The sequence below is a fragment of the Afipia sp. 1NLS2 genome (assembly GCF_000178995.1).
GTDB lineage: Bacteria > Pseudomonadota > Alphaproteobacteria > Rhizobiales > Xanthobacteraceae > Afipia.
Window position 1 is genome coordinate 54,943 of the sequence record NZ_ADVZ01000005.1, and the last position, 17,675, is coordinate 72,617.

Below are 17,675 nucleotides of genomic sequence, written 5' to 3' on the forward strand. Positions count from 1 at the left end.
AAACAATCGCGACCAGCCAGCCGGATACGCCAATGTCTGAGGGGTTGAGGTTGGCGCGTCTGTACACGATCGGGGCGGTGAATGCCACCCCGACGCGCCTGTCCGGCCCTATGTGGGCACGGCCGCCGCGATGGCAAGGAAATCCGCCGCTTTCAGGCTGGCACCACCGATCAGACCTCCATTGACGTCGATCAGGGACAGGATTTCGGCGGCATTGCCAGGTTTCAGCGACCCGCCATAAAGCAGCCGCACGCCCGCTCCCTCCTCCTTGAACCTGCCCGTCAGCTTCTGGCGGATAAAGGTATGGATTTGCTCGATATCTTCCGATGTCGGGGTCAGTCCGGTTCCGATCGCCCAGACCGGCTCGTAGGCAACGACCAGATTGGCTGCGGTGGCCCCGTCCGGGATCGATCCGGCCAATTGGCCGCCCACGACCTCCATCGCCCGTCCGGCGTCGCGCTCGGTGCGGGTTTCGCCGACGCAGACGATGGCCAGCAGACCCGCCCGCCGCGCGGCAAGGGCCTTGGCACGCACGATCTCGTCGGTTTCGTGGTGATCGGTACGGCGCTCGGAATGACCGACGATGACGGCAGTCGCTCCCGCGTCCGCCAGCATTTCGGCGGAAATATCGCCGGTATGGGCTCCGGAGGCCTCCGCGTGGCAGTCCTGCCCCCCGATAGCAAGCTTCGATCCTTTGGCGCGGGCGGCGAAAGCCGCCACCAGCGTGGCGGGCGGGCAGATCAGCAGGTCAGCATTCCCCTTGGCGGAGGCGCCCGATTCCAGGATCGCCTCCAGTTCCGGCAGCGAACCCCTCAGGCCGTTCATTTTCCAGTTGCCCGCAATTAGCGGTCGGATGGCAGCCGGCATCACTCCTCCCCCTCTGGTGATCACCTCCGCTAGCAGAGGGTTCGTCCTCGCGCCACCCGCCGGCAGGCCTTATCCAGCACTCGTCGGCCCTGCCGCGGCCTCGCACCGGTTGCTCCCGCCGGGGCGGCGTTTTATACGAGACGGAACAATGCGGTGAGGGTCTTCGGCCCAGTCTGTTCCGCCTCCTCTTACAAATGTGGTGTCATGCTTCGAGGGATACGAAACGTCACGTCGAACCGGGTCGGCAAGGCAATCATGAGCGTGCTGTTCGGCATCCTCATTGTCAGCTTCGCCGTCTGGGGCATCGCCGACATTTTCAAGGGTTCGACGCAGACGACGCTCGCAACGGTCGGCAACACCGATATCCCGCTGGAGCAGTTCCGCTCGGCCTATACCGACAAGCTGCAACAGATCAGCCGCCAGATCCGCCGGCCGCTCACCCCCACGCAGGGCCGCGCCTTCGGCATCGACCGCCAGTTGCTGCAACAGACCATCGCCGAGACGGCGCTCGACGAGGAAGGCCGCCGCATGGGCCTTCGGATGTCGGACGCGGAAATCGTCCGCACCATTTCAAGCGATCCGACCTTCGCCGGACCGAACGGCAAGTTCGACCCCGCCCGCTTCGCCATGGCGATGCGCGATTACAGCTACACCGAGCAGCGCTATATCGCGGAGCAGCGCCGCCTCACCCTCCGGCGTGAGCTGATCGGCAGCATCGTCGCGGGCGTCGAGCCCACCAAAACCCAGATCGAGGCGATCAGTCGTTTCCAGGACGAGCAGCGCACCATCGACTACGCCAAGATCGGCCCCGATCAGGCCGGCACTATCGAAGCTCCGTCGCCGGACGCGCTCAACACCTATTTCGAGGCCCACAAGGCTCAGTTCCGCGCGCCGGAATATCGCAAGGTGGTCTACCTTACGCTCTCACCCGACGAACTCGCCAAGAAGGTCGTGGTGTCCGACGACGATGCGCGCAAGGTGTATGACAGCCGCCGCGCCGATTATGTGAAGCCTGATCGCCGCGAAGTGCAGCAGATCGCCTTCCAGAGCGAGGACGCCGCCAAGGCCGCGCGCGCGAAGATCGCTGGCGGCATGTCCTTCGAGGACCTTGCCAAGGACATGAAGCTGACATCCGGGGACATGAACCTCGGCCTCGTCAGCGAAAAGAGCCTCGGTGATCCCATCATCGCCAAGGCCGCGTTCGCACTGCCGCTCAATGAAGTCAGCCAGCCGGTGAAGGGCGCGCTCGCGACCGTGCTGCTCAAGGTCACCAAGATCGAGCCCGGCTCGACGGAGGCCTTCGAGAAGGTCGCTCCTGCCATCAAGAAGGAAATCGCCGAGCAGCGCGTGCGCACCGATTTCGACAAGATGCGAAACGCCGTCGAGGACGAGCGCAGCGGCGGCGCCAGCATCGCGGAGGCCGCACAAAAGAGCGGCCTCGAAGCGACAACGGTCGATGTCGACCGCTCCGGCCGCACACCGGACGGCAAGGAAGCGGCCCTGCCGAAGGGCGTCGATCTGATTACGGCGGCGTTCGGCAGCGATGTCGGCGTCGACAACGATCCCCTCACCTTCCCGGGCGGCGAAGTCTGGTTCGACGTGCTTGGCATCACCCCCTCGCGCGACCGCACGCTCGACGAGGTCAAGGATCAGGTCACCGCCCGCTGGCGCGACGAGCAGGTCGCCACGCGCCTGCGCGCCAAGGCCAAAGAACTGGTCGAGAAGATCAACAAAGGCGGCGTGTTCGCGACCGAGGTGAAGGCCGCCGGGCTGACCACGCAAACCTCCACCCCGTTCAAGCGCGAGGACAAGGTCAACGGGCTGCCGGATATCGTCGTCGATACGGCTTTCCGTACCGCGAAGGGCAGCGCCGCGATGGCAGAAAATATACCGGCCAGCAGCGGCGTGGTCGTTTTCCAGGTCACCAACGTCGCCACCCCGGCGGTCGATCTCAATTCGGACGCATCGAAGAAGATGAAGGAAGGCCTCGCGCAAAACCTGAGCGACGAGCAGATCGGGCAATACATCACCCATCTGGAAACCACTCTCGGCGTGAAGGTGAACGAGAACGTATTCGCGATCGCGACCGGCGCGACCGGCAACCAGTGACCGGCCGCGCATGAGCGATTTCAAATCGATCCTCGCCAAGCTCGCGGACGGCAAATCGCTATCGCGTGAGGAAGCGGTCAGCGCATTCGACTATCTGATGTCAGGCCAGGCCACGCCGTCGCAGATCGCCGGCGCGCTGATGGCGATGCGGGTGCGTGGCGAAACCGTGGACGAGATCACGGGTGCCGTGAGTGCCATGCGCGCGAAGATGCTGCGCGTGACCGCACCAGCTGATGCAGTGGACGTGGTCGGCACCGGCGGCGACGGCGCAGGCTCCGTCAATGTCTCGACCTGTGCGGCGTTTATCGTCGCAGGCGCAGGCGTGCCGGTTGCCAAGCACGGCAATCGCGCGATGTCGTCGAAATCCGGCGCGGCTGACGTGCTGGCCTCGCTCGGCGTCAATATCGAACTGACCCCCGAACAGGTCGGCGCCTGTATCGCCAAGGCGGGTATCGGCTTCATGTTCGCACCCACGCATCACCCGGCGATCCGCCATGTCGGACCGACGCGCGTGGAACTTGGTACCCGCACGATTTTCAATTTGCTGGGGCCGCTCGCCAATCCGGCGGGCGTGAAGCGGCATATGATCGGTGTGTTCGCCAGACATTGGGTCGAGCCCGTGGCGCAGGTTCTGAAGAACCTTGGCGCGACCTCGGCCTGGGTCGTGCACGGCTCAGATGGACTCGACGAGATCACCCTCACCGGTCCGACTTACGTGGCAGAACTGGCCGATGGCGCCATCCGTTCATTTGAAGTCTCACCTGAAGACGGCGGTCTTTCCATCGTGAAAAACGCCGACCTCCAGGGTGGCGATGCCACCGCCAATGCGGCCGCGCTCAAGGCGGTGCTCGACGGCGCAAAGAACCATTACCGCGACGTTGCCCTGCTCAACGCCGGTGCTGCGCTTGTTGTCGCAGGCAGGGCGAAAGACCTCAAGGAAGGTGTTGCGCTCGGCGTCAAGGCGCTCGACAGTGGGGCGGCCGCGGCGAAACTGGCGCAACTCGTTGCCGTGTCCCGTGCTTGAGGAAGACGTATCCTTGTCCGACATTCTGCAAAAGATCGAACGCTACAAGCGCGAGGAAATCGCAGCCGCCAAGGCCGCGCGCCCGCAGGCCAAGGTCGCGGACGCGGCCCGGCGCGCACCACCCGCGCGCGGCTTCGCCAAAGCGATCCGCGATACCATTGCCCGCGACGAATTTGCGCTGATCGCCGAGATCAAGAAGGCGTCGCCATCAAAGGGACTGATCCGCGCCGATTTCGATCCGCCCGCTCTCGCAAAAGCATATGAGGCGGGCGGCGCGACCTGCCTCTCGGTGCTGACCGACACCCCCTCCTTCCAGGGCCATCTCGACTTCATGGTCGCCGCGCGTGCGGCCGTCTCATTGCCGGTGCTGCGCAAGGACTTCATGTACGACACCTATCAGGTGATGGAGGCGCGCGCGCACGGAGCCGATTGCATCCTCATCATCATGGCCGCGCTCGATGATGCGGCGGCGCGCGACATCGAGAACGCCGCGTTCGACCTCGGCATGGACGTGCTGCTCGAAGTTCACAATCAGGAAGAACTTGAACGGGCCTTGAAGCTGCACTCGCCTTTGCTCGGCATCAACAATCGTAATTTGCGCACCTTCGAGACGACGCTTGCAACCAGCGAGGCGCTCGCGGCCTCCGTACCGAAAGATCGCATCATGGTCGGCGAGAGCGGCATCTTCACGCCCGCTGACATCGCGCGGCTGGCGAAGGTCGGCATCTCGACCTTCCTCGTCGGCGAAAGCCTGATGCGGCAGGCCGACGTTACCTCCGCCACCCGCACCCTGCTTGCGAAGGCTTCATGAGACGATGACCAAACCTTCCCTCACCCATATCGACGCCAAGGGCGAAGCGCATATGGTCGATGTGTCGGCAAAGGACGCGACCGAACGCGTCGCGATGGCGGAAGGTTTCGTGGTGATGAGCGCGACTACGCTTAAACTCATCGTCGATGGCAACGCCAAGAAAGGCGACGTTCTCGGCACCGCGCGCGTCGCCGGTATCATGGCGGCGAAACGCACCTCCGATCTCATTCCGCTGTGCCATCCGCTAGCTCTCTCCAAAGTCACGCTCGACATCACCACCGATGACAAGCTGCCCGGCTGCCGTGTCGAGGCGAGCGTCAAGGTGACGGGGCCGACCGGCGTGGAGATGGAAGCACTGACCGCGGTGTCGGTTGCCTGCCTGACCATCTACGACATGATCAAGGCGGTCGAGCGCGGCGTTCACATTGAAGGCATCCGCCTTCTCGAAAAGAGTGGCGGCAAGTCCGGTCACTACAAGCATGAAAAATAACACGGAAGCTCCATCATGGCGCTAATGCCGGTCGCCGACGCACTGAACTCCATCCTCAACGGCATACAGCCTCTGCCCGCAGAAGACGTCGCACTGGACGATGCGCTTCATCGCACTCTGGCCCGCGACATCGCCGCACGCCGAACCCAGCCACCCGCGCCGATGTCGGCGATGGACGGTTACGCCATCCATCTCGAGGATGCCCTCAAGGGCGCGCGCCTCGGTGTAATCGGCGAGAGCGCCGCCGGGCGCCCGTTCGACCAATCCGTCGGCAAGGGCCAGGCGGTCCGCATCTTCACCGGAGGCGTGGTGCCCGACGGCGCTGATACCATCGTCATTCAGGAGGACGTGCAGCGCGACCGCGATTTCATCACTTTATCGGAAGCCGCCCCTGTGCCCCGCCACATCCGCAAAGCGGGTATCGATTTCCGTGAAGGCGACGTCCTGTTGAAGCGCGGAACCCTCCTCAGCGACCGCGATTTGTCGCTCGCCGCATCGATGAACCACCCGGCATTGCCGGTACATCGCAAGCCGAAGGTCGCGATCCTCGCCACCGGCGACGAACTGGTGATGCCGGGCTCGCAACCGGCACCTGGCCAGATCATCTATTCGAACGCCTATGCCATTCGCGCGCTCATGCATAACAGCGGTGCCGAACCAATCGATCTCGGTATCGCCCGCGATACGCTGGAAGATACCCGCGCCGCCATCCGTCGCGCCGAGGCGCTCGGTGCCGACATTCTCATCACCACCGGCGGCGCGTCGGTCGGCGAGCACGATCTCGTCAAACCATCGTTCGAGGCCGAAGGCATCGACATCAAATTCTGGAAGATAGCGCTTCGCCCCGGCAAGCCGATGATGCACGGCCGCAAGGGAGCGATGAGCGTGATCGGCCTGCCGGGCAATCCGTCATCGTCCTACGTCTGTTCGTTCGTGTTCGTGGTGCCCCTGATCCGCGCACTTTCAGGGCGCGCGCACATCGCCCATTGCATCGAGACTGCCATCCTCGGCCACAATCTGCCCGCCAACGATCATCGTCAGGAATACATGCGGGCGCGGATCGCGATCAACGATAGCGGCATCGCCGTCGCGACCGCCGTCGATCATCAGGATAGCTCGCTGCTGAACAATCTATCCGCTGCGGATGCGCTGCTGATCCGCCCGCCGCACGCACCCGCCGCACCGGCAGGCGCGCGCTGCGACATCATCCGGCTGCCAATTTGAGCCTTACGGCCGGGAATCGACCGGCCGGCGGCGCTTCTGCCATGCCGCCACGATCACGAGTAGCGGGATCGCCAGCGCGACCCACGACAGCGCCCACCAGACACCGCCCTGTCCGAGCAGTGCCGACAACAACCCGAAGATCATCAGGGCGGCGAGAGCGGCCGGCCAGCGCCAGATCCGGGAAAATCCAAAGCGCATAGTCACTCCGCCGCTTCACGCGAGACGGCAAGTGCCGCGCTGGCGTTGCTTTCCACCAGTTCCGTATCCGACTCGCTGGCAGACGACGTTCGCCGCGACAGCCATAGATAGAGCCCGCTGCCCAGAACCATGATGGTGACGAGATCGAGCAGTGCCCAGATGATCTTCAGCGGCATGCCGCCGTAATCCTCGAAGTGCAGCGGCCGCGACACTTCCAGCGCACGCAGATACCACGGCATCTCGACCACCGCCTGTAGCTTGCCGCCGCGGGCATCGACCATCACCGGACTGAACAGCCGCGATGTCAGCGGCTCCTTGCCCTTCGCCCAAAAGAGATAATGAAACGGCGAACCGAACTGCGAGCCGGGAAACACCACGCTGGTGATGCGCATGTCAGGCACGGCCGCCTGCGCCGTCTCCAGCGCCTGCTGCACCGAACTCATCTCAGAAGCGGCCGGCGTGGTCTGGCCCTTGAAGGGTTCGAGCATCGCGCGCACGTCCGTGTTCTGCCACAGCATGAACATCGGCTTCGACAGTTCGTTGATGACTCCGGTCGCGCCGACCACGAGCGCCCAGGCCAGCGTCACGACGCCGATCATGTTATGCAGATCGAGCCATTTCAGGCGCGGCGAGCGATCCGCGCGCACGGTGGCGAAATCGAGCTTGCGCATGAACGGACCATAGACCGCGATCCCCGAGACAATCGCGACGACGAACAGAAAACCCATCGTGCCCAGGAACAATTCGCCGGGAAGGCCCGCGAACATATCCCTGTGCAGCGTAAGCATCAGCCCGAGGAAGGTCGGGCTTTCCTCGGTCAGCGGCTTCGACTGCCGGATCACCTGCGCCGTGCGCGCGTCGTATTTGATCCAATGCGCCACCTTACGGTTGGCCTTAAATGCTTCCCATGACGGCGCCATCGTAACGATGACCTTGGGCTCGTCGTCCATGAACGTCGAGACGACGATCTCGTCAGGATACATCTGCCGGCTCTTGGCGACGATCCCATCCAGATTGGCGCTGGGCGTATCCGCGGGCAGCGACGCATAAGGTGGATCAGTATCGAGCAGATGCTCGATCTCCTCGCCGAATATCAGCGGCAGACCGGTGATGCAGATCACCAGCAGAAATGCCGTGCAAATCAGACTGGCCCATTTATGGACCCAGAACCATTTTCGAAAGGCGGAGCGAGTCATTTATGCTCTGCCGATGATCTGCATGTTCGAAAGGTCAGGAACGGGCGGGCGGCGGGCAGCGGCTTCAATTTCCGCCAGCAAAATGTCGACATCAGATGGCAATGGCTGCCAGCCGCAAGGGCATTCCTGTGCATGATGCGTGGCGGAAGACTGCCGATAGATCGCGCCGAGCGCGGAAGCCATCATCCGCATCACCGTCATCGGAGGCACCGCGGAACTGTCGAGTGTCCGGCAAAACGTCGCCATCAGGTGGTGATCGATCTCGGCCTGCATCGGTTCGGGCCCGTCGTGATCTGCCATCGACATCTCTCCTACTGCTCATCGCATCACGCGAAGACGTAGGCGGTTGCCACGAGGCCCTCAACCGAACATTCCCTTCTGGAATTAGAAGATATCGAAGCCATCGCATGGGCAGCATTGCGCGATCAGATGAGCAGCGCCTTGGGCGTCGCTCAAAGGCGTGCGCCGCTACACCCGGGGGCCAAATACGACTTCCGGTCCATTCCGGCATGATTTCCTAAAAACAGCGCCTTCGGATTCATAAGAATTTAACTATTGCAGAACATGTATGGAACATATAGTGTATGTTCATGATTTGTTTCGAGTGAGTCTGGCACCTGTCGTGAACAAACAGGCGGCCGAGGAAACGGGTGATGACCCGCTTGAACATGACTATCCGCTGGACGATGAGATTGAGGGCTGCGCCGGATGCTGACACGCAAACAATATGAACTGCTGCGCTTCATCAACGAGCGGCTGAAGGAAAGCGGCGTTCCGCCTTCCTTCGATGAGATGAAGGATGCCCTCGACTTGCGGTCGAAGTCCGGCATCCACCGGCTTATCACGGCGTTGGAAGAGCGCGGCTTCATCCGCAGGCTCGCCAACCGCGCCCGCGCCATCGAGGTCATCAAGCTGCCCGAGCCCGTCGCCAGCAGCGGCGCCCGGCGCGGTTTCACGCCCAGCGTGATCGAAGGCAATCTCGGCAAGGTGCGCAGCACTGTTCCTGGCGGTTTCGATGAAAGTGGCGAGCAGCCCGTCGCGGTCCCGGTGATGGGGCGCATCGCCGCTGGTACTCCGATCGAGGCGCTGCAGACCCGCAGCCACACCATCAGTGTGCCGCCCGATATGCTCGGCTCCGGCGAGCATTACGCGCTCGAAGTGCGCGGCGATTCGATGGTGGAAGCCGGCATCCTCGACGGCGACATGGCGCTGATCCAGCGCAACGAGAATGCCGATACCGGCGACATCGTCGTGGCGCTGATCGACGAGGAGGAAGCGACTCTGAAGCGTTTCCGCCGCCGCGGGGCCTCCATTGCTCTGGAGCCTGCCAACGCCGCCTATGAGGTCCGCATCCTGCCGCCCAACCGTGTCCGCATTCAGGGCAAGCTGATCGGGCTTTACCGGAAATACTAGGACCGCCACCGCTCAGTCGGCTGCCTCCTGCTCGGCCTCCGGCGGCGTCGCATCGACGGATTGCGAGGTCGCTCCATGCCTTGCTGCGGCGTTAGTCCGCACGCGGGCGGATGCCATCGCGGGAGCCCATGGCCGGTCCACACCCTCAGGCTCACTCATAGTGATGCTGTAGCCCTGCGCCGTTCTTTTTAATGCAACGCCGCCCAGCCCACGCAGATCGTCGCGATAGAAAACGCGGGCGGCGCAATCGGCGGGCGTCTGATATGGCGTGATGAGGATTTTGGCCTGCGCGCAATCATCGACCAGTGCCTCTGGCTGTCTCGTCAGCGCGATCAGATCGCCCTCTTTCCCCTCGACCACGCAGCCCGCCTCGTCGCACGAGACGCCTTGCGCAATGCTCGGGTCGGTGACGGCGCGCGGATCGGCATCGGCCGCCAGCCACTCGCGCCAAACAAAGACATTCTTCGCAGTGTGCATGATGCGCAAACGGCTATCCTTGCCGCGCACCGCAACGCTCGATGCATCGCGCGCGATCAGGATGTCGGGCTCCGTCACAACAGCCGCCCATACCACGCCGCAACCGATCAACCCCACTCCTGCCCAGCGCAGCGGCGAGCGCAACAGACCGAGCACGACGATGCCGCCGCTCATGACGATCAGCGGCCCGATGCTAAAGGCATGAACGCGGCCGAACGCACCCGGCAACGCCGCCACCCATTGCGACACGAAGATCATCCAGTCGATGCCGACACCCATCAGGTGCCAGAACAGGCTGTCGAAACCGAACGGAATGGCCACGATCCCGAGCAAGCCGGCTGGCATCACCAGCACCGACACCACTGGCATCGCGACCAGATTGGCGATGACGCCGTAAGGCGCGATCCGGTGGAAATGAAACGCGGCATAAGGCGTGGTCGCAAGGCCCGCGACAAACGACGCGAGCGCCAGCACCACAAGCTCGCGTCCACCCCAGGCAGCGAAGCGCCCGAGGTTGCTATCGTCGCTCGCGGCAAACCATTGCGGCATCCCGATCTGCGCCAGTACGACAAGCCCAAGCGTTGCAGCAAACGACATTTGAAAACTGGGATGCACCAGCGCCTCCGGGGCGATCAGCAACACCAGCATGGCGGCCAGCGCCAGCGTGCGAAACGTGATCGCGCGACGGTCCGCCATCACCGCGACCAGCACCAGCGCCGTCATATAGAAGGAGCGCTGTGTCGCGACCTCCGCACCCGATAGCAGCAGATAGAACAGCGCCGCGATCAACGCCGCCAGTGCGGCCCATTTCTTGATCGCATAGCGCGTGCTCAACATCGGGCTTAGCGCCAGCAGCGCGCGGATCGCGAAGAACACTACGCCCGCGACCACCGCCATGTGATAACCGGAGATCGACAGCACATGGCCGAGCCCAGAGACAAACAGTGCATCGTTGTTCGTCGTCGAGATCGCATCGCGCCGGCCGGTGAGAAGTGCGGTTGCAATTGCGCGCTGGTCGCCGCTCAAGACCGTGCGAATGCGTGCGTCCACGGCGTCACGCAAACCCTGCATCAACGCCGCATAACGCAACCGCCAGTCGCCTTGCTTCGGCGTGTCCTGTGTCCTGATCGTTCCGAGCACGAAACCGGATGCGCCGATGCACTGAAAATACATGTCTCGCGCAAAATCGTAGCCACCAGGGCGAAGCGGTCGCAGCGGCGGCAACAACCTCGCCTTCAGCGTCACATAGCTGCCGACCGCAGGCGCCGTGCCCTTGCGCACCGATAATCTGACCCGCTGCAAGCGCGGCGCGCCGCGCGCTTCCATTTTCTCAACCCGCAGCATGAAGCGGTCGGCGCGCTCGCGTTCTTCATGCGTCTCGACAAAGCCTTCCAGCGTCGCCGAACCCACCGGGGTCAGCAGCACCGCGTGCGAGACGTATGCAGTCTTCAGCGTCGCGGTGGCAAAGCCGGCAAGCAGCGCCGCAAACAACGCGATATAGGGAAACATCGGCTTTCGCCGCACGGCCAGCGCAAGCAGACACGTCAGTCCCGCGACCGGCGCGACAACCGCCGCCATCGGCTCGCGCGCAGCCGTGAAATAGAGTGCAATGCCTGCGCCGAAAGCGACCGGAATCCATGGCAGCAACCGGCCGGGACCAGTCTCGGCGCGTATCCAGTTGAGGTTCGATTCCGTGAGCGAGCGCCACCAGCGCCCAGGGAAAGTAGACGCGATCGCTGTCTCGCGCGTCGGCCATGCGATGGCCCTGCCCGCGCGCGGCCTTTCCTGCTCCCGGCCCCCGTCCGCCATTCCGCCGCCCGTATGTCGGCTATCCCACCGCCATGCTAGCGGAGGCGATCAGACCCCGACACGGGAACGGATGCAGAATCCGACAGCCGGTTAGCCCGCAACCTTGGCGTAGCTGTCGCGCAGGCCGACGGTGCGGTTAAACACCAGCCTGTCGGGCGTCGAGTCGCGGTCGCGGACGAAATAGCCCTGCCGTTCGAACTGCACCGCACCATCTGCCGCCTCGCCCTTGAATGCAGGCTCGACCTTGCAGCCCGTCAGCGTTTCCAGCGAATTCGGATTGAGCTGCGCGGCGAAATTGCCCGCCTCCGGCTGCGGGGTCGCGAACAGATTGTCGTAGACACGAACTTCCGCCGGCACCGCCGCAGCGGCGCTGACCCAGTGGATCGTCGCCTTCACCTTGCGGCCGTCAGGCGCGTTGCCGCCGCGCGTTGCCGGATCATACGTGCAGCGCAACTCAATCACCTCGCCCGCCGTGTTCTTGATAACCTCGCGGCAGGTGATGAAATAGGCATAGCGCAGCCGCACCTCGCGCCCCGGCGCGAGACGGAAGAACTTCTTAGGCGGCTCCTCCATGAAATCGTCTTGCTCGATGTAAAGCTCACGCCCGAACGGAATCTTGCGCGTGCCCTGTGTCTCGTCCTCGGGATGATTGACCGCCTCGAGTTCCTCGACCTGACCTTCGGGGTAATTCTCGATCACCACTTTCAGCGGGCGCAACACCGCCATGCGGCGCAACGCAGTTTTGTTCAGCGTCTCGCGGATCGCGAAATCAAACATGCCGATATCGACGGTCGAATTGGCCTTGGCGACGCCGATGCGCTTGACGAAATCGCGCAGCGCCTGCGGAGGCACGCCGCGCCGCTGCAGCCCGGCGAGCGTTGGCATGCGCGGATCGTCCCAGCCGGAGACATGGCCCTCGCGCACAAGCTCAGTGAGCACGCGCTTGGACAGCAGCGTATAGGTCATGTTCAGCCGCGCGAATTCGTACTGGCGCGGATGCGAGGGCACCGGCAGATTGTCGAGGAACCAGTCGTAAAGCGGCCGGTGATCCTCGAACTCCAGCGTGCAGATAGAGTGCGTGATGTGCTCAATGGAGTCGGACTGGCCATGCGCGAAATCGTAGCTCGGATAGATGTTCCACGCCGTTCCGGTGCGGGGATGGTGCGCGTGCAGGATGCGATAGAGCACAGGGTCGCGCAGGTTGATGTTGCCGGAACCCATGTCGATCTTGGCGCGCAGCACGCGCGTGCCGTTTGGAAATTCACCAGCGCGCATCCGTGCGAACAGGTCGAGATTCTCCGCAACTGAACGATTGCGGAACGGGCTGTTCTGCCCGGCCTCGGTCAGGGTGCCGCGCGTCAGCCGGATCTCGTCCGGCGACTGGTCGTCGACATAGGCCTTGCCAGCGCGGATCAGGTCCTGCGCCCAGGCGTAAAGCTGCTCGAAATAGTCCGAAGCAAAATGCAGGTGTTCGCCCCAGTCGAAACCGAGCCAGCGGACGTCGCGCTGGATGGCGTCGATGAACTCCTGCTCCTCCTTCGCCGGGTTGGTATCGTCGAAACGCAGATGGCAGCGCCCGCCGAATTCCTCGGCAATACCGAAATTCAGGCAGATCGACTTGGCATGGCCGAGATGCAGGTAGCCGTTGGGTTCCGGCGGAAAGCGCGTCACCACGCCCTTGTGCTTCCCCGAGGCCAGGTCTGCCGCCACAATCTCGCGGATGAAGTCGCGGCCCGCATCCGGCGTCGATTCGTCAGTCATTTTTATCCCTTCAAGTTGCGCCCTATGTGCCAAATCCGCGCCGCCGCGCCAAGAGCACATCCAAGGGATGGGGCCTGCCTTGGCAGCCTGTAAAAAACGAACTTTTGGCCTTCCGGTGGCATTTGCCGCCGGGATGCCGGGACAGTGTCCCGGCAGTATGATAAAGGCCCGCCCAACCCCTCCCGAGAGCGATTGAACCACCTGAAATGACCAAACCCGTTGTCACCCGCTTTGCGCCATCTCCGACCGGCTTTCTCCATATCGGCGGCGGACGCACCGCTCTGTTCAACTGGCTCTATGCCCGCAAAAATGGTGGCAAGATGCTGCTGCGGATCGAAGACACCGACCGCGAGCGTTCCACGCAGGCAGCGATCGATGCGATCCTCGACGGGCTAAAGTGGCTGGGTATCGATTGGGACGGCGAGACGATCTACCAGTTCAGCCGCGCGGGGCGGCACCGCGAGGTCGCCGAGCTGCTTCTGGCTGAGGGCAAGGCCTATCGCTGCTACGCGACTCCGGAGGAACTGACCCAGATGCGCGAGGCAGCGCGGGCCGAAGGCCGGGCCGTGCGCTACGATGGCCGCTGGCGCGATCGCGACCCGGCGGAGGCTCCTGCCGGGGCCAAGCCGGTGATCCGTCTCAAGGCGCCCCAGAGCGGGGAAACCGTGATCGAGGATCAGGTCCAGGGCCGCGTGGTCTGGCAGAACGAGAACCTGGATGATCTGGTGCTGCTTCGTTCCGACGGTACCCCCACCTACATGCTCGCCGTCGTCGTGGATGACCACGACATGGGCGTCACCCACGTCATCCGCGGCGACGACCACCTGATCAACGCTGCGCGCCAGAAGCATATCTACGATGCGCTAGGATGGGATGTGCCGGTCATGGCGCACATTCCGCTGATCCACGGGCCGGACGGCTCAAAGCTCTCCAAGCGCCATGGCGCGCTTGGCGTCGAAGCCTATCGCGCCATGGGATACCTCCCGGCGGCGCTACGGAATTATCTGGTGCGGCTCGGCTGGAGTCATGGCGATCAGGAAATATTTTCCACACAGGAAATGATTGAGGCATTCGATCTCGGTTCGATCGGCCGCTCGGCCGCGCGCTTCGATTTCGCCAAACTCGAAAACCTGAACGGCCATTATATTCGCTCCACCGACGATGCCGAACTGGTGAAAAGTTTCGAGGATGTCCTGCACTTCATCCCGCAAGGCCCCGCGTTGCAGGCCAAACTCAACGACACCACGCGCGCGCAACTCTTGCAGGCGATGCCCGGACTGAAAGAGCGCGCCAAGACGTTGATCGAACTGGTCGAGAGCGCCAACTACATCTTCGCCGACCGGCCCCTCACGATGGACGCAAAGGCGTCAGCATTATTGACGTCGCAAACCCGCGCGCTCATTAGCGAACTCCGCCGTCACCTCGCCGAGGTGAAGGAATGGAACGGGGCAACGACAGAAGCCGCGATGCGTGATTACGCCGAGAAAAACAACCTGAAACTCGGAGCTGTCGCCCAGCCATTGCGCGTGGCTCTGACCGGCAGAACGACGTCTCCCGGTATTTTTGACGTCCTGGCCGTTCTAGGACGTGAAATATCCTTGGCAAGGTTGCAGGATCAGAGCCAGTAACCCCCTACCAAGGCTTAAGATCGCCGTCTTGCAGCGCACATAGCAATACGGTACCCCTTCTGCCGAAGATTTTGGGCGATCGGCCGACTTCGAGATTGTCCACTGCTCGCAATCTGTACCAAGAGACATCGGGGGATCCACGATGGATGTGAAGTCCAACACAAAACAAGCCACCCTTACCGTAGGCGACAAGAGCGTAAACTTGCCTGTCTACAGCGGCACGGTGGGCCCGGATGTCGTCGACATCAGCAAGCTCTACGCTCAGACCGGTATGTTCACCTACGATCCAGGCTTTACCTCCACGGCAAGCTGCCAGTCGAAAATCACTTACATCGATGGCGACGCAGGTATCCTTCAGTACCGCGGCTATCCGATCGAACAGCTCGCCGAACACGGCGACTTCCTCGAAACATGTTACCTCCTCCTGTACGGCGAGCTGCCGACCAAGGCGCAGAAGGACGATTTCGATAAGCGCGTCACGCATCACACCATGGTGCACGAGCAGATGGCGCGTTTCTTCCAGGCGTTCCGCCGTGACGCGCATCCCATGGCCGTGATGGTGGCCTCTGTCGGCGCCCTCGCCGCGTTCTATCACGACTCGACCGACATCAACGATCCGCAGCAGCGCATGATCGCCTCCATGCGGATGATCGCCAAGATTCCGACGCTCGCGGCGATGGCCTACAAATATTCGATCGGCCAGCCGTTCGTTTATCCGCAGAACCGGCTGCACTTCGCCGAGAACTTCCTGCACATGTGCTTTGCGGTGCCGTGCGAGGAATACAAGGTCAACCCCGTTCTCGCCGACGCGTTGGACAAGATCTTCATCCTCCACGCCGACCACGAGCAGAACGCATCAACATCGACGGTGCGCATCGCGGGATCGTCCGGCGCCAATCCGTTTGCCTGCATCGCGGCTGGCATCGCCTGCCTGTGGGGACCTGCACATGGCGGCGCTAATGAGGCCGCATTGGCGATGCTCGGCGAAATCGGAACCGTCGACAAGATTCCGGAATTCATCGCAAAGGTGAAGGACAAGAACAGCAATGTCCGCCTGATGGGCTTCGGGCATCGCGTCTACAAGAACTACGATCCGCGCGCCAAGCTGATGCAGCAGGCCGCGCACAAGGTTCTGAAGGAAACCGGCCACGGCAACGATCCGTTGCTGCATGTCGCCATGGAGCTGGAAAAGATCGCGCTGAGCGACCAGTACTTCATCGACCGCAAGCTGTACCCGAATGTCGACTTCTATTCGGGCATCACGCTGAAGGCGATGGGCTTCCCGACATCGATGTTCACCGTGCTGTTCGCGGTTGCCCGCACCGTCGGCTGGATAAGCCAGTGGAGCGAGATGATCGAAGACCCTGAACAGAAGATCGGCCGCCCGCGCCAGCTCTTCAACGGCTCGACCAAGCGCGATTACGTGCCGCTCGACCAGCGCAAGTAAAAGCTTCGAGACAGAAAACGGCCGGATCTTCCGGCCGTTTTTATTTTTGCGGCTTCATTTCCCGCAAGATAACGTCTGCCGCCTGCTCGCTCGGCGAGCGCCCGCCGGTGTCCATGATCCGATCGAGCTTCGCGAAAGCCTCAAGCTGGTGCCGACGCTGTGGCGTATCGTTCAGAACACTCAGCAACGCAGGCGCGAGGTTCTGCGCCGTGCATTCCTCCTGATGGAACTCAGGGATGACATTCTCACCGATTACAAGATTGGCGAGGATGATCGAGGACACACGGACGACGCGACGTGCGATCCAGGCTTCCACCGCGCCTCCGCGATAGAGCGTCACCATCGGCACGCCGGCCAGCGCCAGTTCGAGCGTTACGGTTCCCGACTTTGCCAGCGCCGCGCGCGCATTGCGAAACGCAGACTGCTTCTCCGCTTCTGTCGTGACGATGCGCGGCCGTATTGGCCATTGCGCAACAGCCTCGTTCACAGCGTCCAGCAGATGCGGCAAGGTCGGCAGCACAGCTTCGACCACAAGCCCCTGCTCGCGTAGCGACGCCAATGTCTCGCCAAACACCGGCATGTGGTGGCGGATTTCACCGCGACGGCTGCCTGGCAACAGAACAAGCACCGGTGGCGGCGTTTTCCGCCGCCGCGCTTCCTCCGCATCTGGCCGCAATGTATCGAGCCGTTCGATCAGCGGGTGGCCGATATAGGTACAAGCCGGGCCGCCGAGGTTGAGATGCACGTCGGGCTCGAACGGTAGCACCGCCAAGACGTGATCCACATAACGGGTCATCGCCCGCGCGCGACCCGGACGCCACACCCATACCGTCGGCGAGACATAGTCGACGATGGGTATCGAAGGAACGGTCTTGCGAACCTTCTTCGCCACGCGGTGGGTGAAGTCGGGACTGTCGATGATCACCAGAATGTCAGGCCTGGCCTGGACGACCGCCGAAGCCGCCTCCCGGATACGCCGAAGCAGCATAGGAAGCTGCCGCGCGACTGCTGCGAAGCCGACGATCGCGAGATCGTCAATCGGGAACAGCGAGACGATCCCCTGCTCCTCCATTTCACGGCCACCGATGCCTGCAAACACAACCTCGTTGCCGAGCCGATGATGCAACTCCTTCATCAAGGCCGCGCCAAGGTGGTCGCCGGAAGGCTCGGTCGCAATCAGAAAGATTTTTCGCGGGCTCCCCATGACCTTCTGCGTCATGG

At 62.8% G+C, this 17,675-nt stretch carries 15 protein-coding genes; 8 read left to right on the top strand and 7 right to left on the bottom strand.

From position 1 onward, the window contains the following. Nucleotides 1–108: 108 nt before the first annotated feature. The gene (gene tpiA, locus AFIDRAFT_RS16400; protein ID WP_009340729.1) at nt 109–867 is read right to left on the bottom strand and encodes a triose-phosphate isomerase; all 759 of its coding nucleotides are present in this window, start codon (nt 865–867) and stop codon (nt 109–111) included. Nucleotides 868–1,071: 204 nt separating this feature from the next. On the opposite strand from tpiA, the gene AFIDRAFT_RS16405 reads away from it, so the two are divergent. The 5 genes from AFIDRAFT_RS16405 to AFIDRAFT_RS16425 are packed head-to-tail and all read left to right on the top strand — an operon-like array spanning nt 1,072 to nt 6,525. Continuing rightward, nucleotides 1,072–2,976 (top strand): peptidylprolyl isomerase, encoded by a 1,905-nt coding sequence (locus tag AFIDRAFT_RS16405; protein WP_083801661.1) that lies wholly within the window; start codon nt 1,072–1,074, stop codon nt 2,974–2,976. Nucleotides 2,977–2,986: 10 nt separating this feature from the next. Continuing rightward, on the top strand, nt 2,987–4,000 hold the full coding sequence (gene trpD / locus AFIDRAFT_RS16410) for an anthranilate phosphoribosyltransferase (RefSeq protein ID WP_009340731.1): 1,014 nt from the start codon (nt 2,987–2,989) through the stop codon (nt 3,998–4,000). Nucleotides 4,001–4,013: 13 nt separating this feature from the next. Then, on the top strand, nt 4,014–4,811 hold the full coding sequence (gene trpC / locus AFIDRAFT_RS16415; protein WP_009340732.1) for an indole-3-glycerol phosphate synthase TrpC: 798 nt from the start codon (nt 4,014–4,016) through the stop codon (nt 4,809–4,811). A gap of 4 nt (nt 4,812–4,815) precedes the next feature. Beyond that, the gene (gene moaC / locus AFIDRAFT_RS16420) at nt 4,816–5,301 is read left to right on the top strand and encodes a cyclic pyranopterin monophosphate synthase MoaC (RefSeq protein ID WP_009340733.1); all 486 of its coding nucleotides are present in this window, start codon (nt 4,816–4,818) and stop codon (nt 5,299–5,301) included. A gap of 15 nt (nt 5,302–5,316) precedes the next feature. Then, nucleotides 5,317–6,525 carry a molybdopterin molybdotransferase MoeA gene (locus tag AFIDRAFT_RS16425; RefSeq protein ID WP_009340734.1) on the top strand — a complete coding sequence of 403 codons (1,209 nt, stop codon included), beginning with the start codon at nt 5,317–5,319 and terminating at the stop codon, nt 6,523–6,525. Nucleotides 6,526–6,528: 3 nt separating this feature from the next. On the opposite strand, the gene AFIDRAFT_RS16430 is transcribed toward AFIDRAFT_RS16425, so the two are convergent. From AFIDRAFT_RS16430 to AFIDRAFT_RS16440, 3 genes are read right to left on the bottom strand one after another with little or no spacing between them, the layout of a single operon-like run. Further along, a complete protein-coding gene (locus tag AFIDRAFT_RS16430; RefSeq protein ID WP_009340735.1) occupies nt 6,529–6,723 on the bottom strand; it encodes a hypothetical protein in 195 nt (64 codons plus the stop codon). A 2-nt stretch (nt 6,724–6,725) separates the two neighbouring features. Then, the gene (locus tag AFIDRAFT_RS16435; protein ID WP_009340736.1) at nt 6,726–7,919 is read right to left on the bottom strand and encodes a PepSY-associated TM helix domain-containing protein; all 1,194 of its coding nucleotides are present in this window, start codon (nt 7,917–7,919) and stop codon (nt 6,726–6,728) included. After that, the gene (locus tag AFIDRAFT_RS16440; protein WP_009340737.1) at nt 7,920–8,219 is read right to left on the bottom strand and encodes a hypothetical protein; all 300 of its coding nucleotides are present in this window, start codon (nt 8,217–8,219) and stop codon (nt 7,920–7,922) included. Between the two features lie 408 nt (nt 8,220–8,627). Between AFIDRAFT_RS16440 and lexA the strand changes: the two genes are divergently transcribed. Next, nucleotides 8,628–9,332 carry a transcriptional repressor LexA gene (gene lexA / locus AFIDRAFT_RS16445; RefSeq protein ID WP_009340738.1) on the top strand — a complete coding sequence of 235 codons (705 nt, stop codon included), beginning with the start codon at nt 8,628–8,630 and terminating at the stop codon, nt 9,330–9,332. A 12-nt stretch (nt 9,333–9,344) separates the two neighbouring features. On the opposite strand, the gene AFIDRAFT_RS16450 is transcribed toward lexA, so the two are convergent. Together AFIDRAFT_RS16450 and AFIDRAFT_RS16455 are read right to left on the bottom strand one after the other, a co-directional pair. Next, nucleotides 9,345–11,618 carry a ComEC/Rec2 family competence protein gene (locus tag AFIDRAFT_RS16450; protein WP_009340739.1) on the bottom strand — a complete coding sequence of 758 codons (2,274 nt, stop codon included), beginning with the start codon at nt 11,616–11,618 and terminating at the stop codon, nt 9,345–9,347. A 90-nt stretch (nt 11,619–11,708) separates the two neighbouring features. Continuing rightward, complete coding sequence (locus AFIDRAFT_RS16455) at nt 11,709–13,379, bottom strand: glutamine--tRNA ligase/YqeY domain fusion protein (RefSeq protein ID WP_009340740.1); 1,671 nt, start codon at nt 13,377–13,379, stop codon at nt 11,709–11,711. 206 nt (nt 13,380–13,585) lie between these two features. On the opposite strand from AFIDRAFT_RS16455, the gene gltX reads away from it, so the two are divergent. Next, the gene (gene gltX, locus AFIDRAFT_RS16460; RefSeq protein ID WP_009340741.1) at nt 13,586–15,007 is read left to right on the top strand and encodes a glutamate--tRNA ligase; all 1,422 of its coding nucleotides are present in this window, start codon (nt 13,586–13,588) and stop codon (nt 15,005–15,007) included. A gap of 142 nt (nt 15,008–15,149) precedes the next feature. After that, on the top strand, nt 15,150–16,454 hold the full coding sequence (gene gltA / locus AFIDRAFT_RS16465; protein WP_009340742.1) for a citrate synthase: 1,305 nt from the start codon (nt 15,150–15,152) through the stop codon (nt 16,452–16,454). Nucleotides 16,455–16,494: 40 nt separating this feature from the next. Here gltA and lpxB read toward each other — a convergent pair whose 3' ends face one another. Next, nucleotides 16,495–17,673, bottom strand: a complete 1,179-nt coding sequence (lpxB, locus tag AFIDRAFT_RS16470) for a lipid-A-disaccharide synthase (RefSeq protein WP_009340743.1) — start codon at nt 17,671–17,673, stop codon at nt 16,495–16,497. Nucleotides 17,674–17,675 lie beyond the last annotated feature (2 nt).

Bases quoted from the DNA above. Each gene is read 5' to 3' on its own strand.
- AFIDRAFT_RS16450 (WP_009340739.1), bottom strand. From the start codon at position 11,618: ATGGCGGACGGGGGCCGGGAGCAGGAAAGGCCGCGCGCGGGCAGGGCC.
- AFIDRAFT_RS16405 (WP_083801661.1), top strand. From the start codon at position 1,072: ATGCTTCGAGGGATACGAAACGTCACGTCGAACCGGGTCGGCAAGGCA.
- AFIDRAFT_RS16440 (WP_009340737.1), bottom strand. From the start codon at position 8,219: ATGGCAGATCACGACGGGCCCGAACCGATGCAGGCCGAGATCGATCAC.
- AFIDRAFT_RS16435 (WP_009340736.1), bottom strand. From the start codon at position 7,919: ATGACTCGCTCCGCCTTTCGAAAATGGTTCTGGGTCCATAAATGGGCC.
- trpD (WP_009340731.1), top strand. From the start codon at position 2,987: ATGAGCGATTTCAAATCGATCCTCGCCAAGCTCGCGGACGGCAAATCG.
- lexA (WP_009340738.1), top strand. From the start codon at position 8,628: ATGCTGACACGCAAACAATATGAACTGCTGCGCTTCATCAACGAGCGG.
- AFIDRAFT_RS16425 (WP_009340734.1), top strand. From the start codon at position 5,317: ATGGCGCTAATGCCGGTCGCCGACGCACTGAACTCCATCCTCAACGGC.
- AFIDRAFT_RS16430 (WP_009340735.1), bottom strand. From the start codon at position 6,723: ATGCGCTTTGGATTTTCCCGGATCTGGCGCTGGCCGGCCGCTCTCGCC.
- tpiA (WP_009340729.1), bottom strand. From the start codon at position 867: ATGCCGGCTGCCATCCGACCGCTAATTGCGGGCAACTGGAAAATGAAC.
- AFIDRAFT_RS16455 (WP_009340740.1), bottom strand. From the start codon at position 13,379: ATGACTGACGAATCGACGCCGGATGCGGGCCGCGACTTCATCCGCGAG.
- lpxB (WP_009340743.1), bottom strand. From the start codon at position 17,673: ATGACGCAGAAGGTCATGGGGAGCCCGCGAAAAATCTTTCTGATTGCG.
- gltX (WP_009340741.1), top strand. From the start codon at position 13,586: ATGACCAAACCCGTTGTCACCCGCTTTGCGCCATCTCCGACCGGCTTT.
- moaC (WP_009340733.1), top strand. From the start codon at position 4,816: ATGACCAAACCTTCCCTCACCCATATCGACGCCAAGGGCGAAGCGCAT.
- gltA (WP_009340742.1), top strand. From the start codon at position 15,150: ATGGATGTGAAGTCCAACACAAAACAAGCCACCCTTACCGTAGGCGAC.